Here is a 680-nt window from a genome sequence, read left to right as displayed (position 1 = left end):
CAATTGGATCAAGCGTAATGTCAATGACCATAAAAAGCCTGGCTACTCGATCGTTACGCTAACACTTAAGAAAACGGGCACACCACCAGGCGATGCATCTGACAAGCAGGTTGATACAATTGCAGACATGGCTGATAAGTATAGTTTTGGTGAAGTCCGTGTAACACACGACCAGAACATTGTTCTTGCAGACGTTCCTCAGAATATGTTGTTTGAATTATGGAGTGAGGCTAAAGCAGCTGGTTTTGCAACGCCTAACCTTGGCATGATTACAGACATTATTTGCTGCCCAGGCGGCGACTTTTGTGGCCTTGCAAACGCCAAATCAATACCAGTAGCTGAGCAGATTCAAATCAAGTTTGATGATCTAGATTATGTCTATGACATCGGCGAGATCGATTTAAATATATCAGGCTGTATGAACGCTTGCGGTCATCACCATGTGGGTAACATTGGAATTCTCGGTGTTGATAAGCGCGGCGAAGAATTCTATCAGGTATCTCTAGGTGGAAACTCGGGTAAAGATGCCGCCATTGGCAAAATATTAGGCCCGTCCTTCGCTAGAGCTCAGATGCCTGAAGTCGTTGAAAAGATTATCAACGTTTATATTGAAAACCGAACTGAAGAAGAACTGTTTATTGATACATTCCGTAGAATTGGAATGCTACCTTTTAAGGAGC

1 pseudogene is annotated in these 680 nt (G+C 43.2%); it reads left to right on the top strand.

What is annotated here, in order from left to right:
* Window positions 1-680: pseudogene (locus A3735_RS08100) on the top strand (nitrite/sulfite reductase); the annotation flags it as partial.

This window comes from Oleiphilus sp. HI0061, from assembly GCF_001635675.1.
The sequence above is the reverse complement of the archived record's forward strand: the minus strand, read 5'-3'. Positions and strand labels throughout refer to the sequence as shown.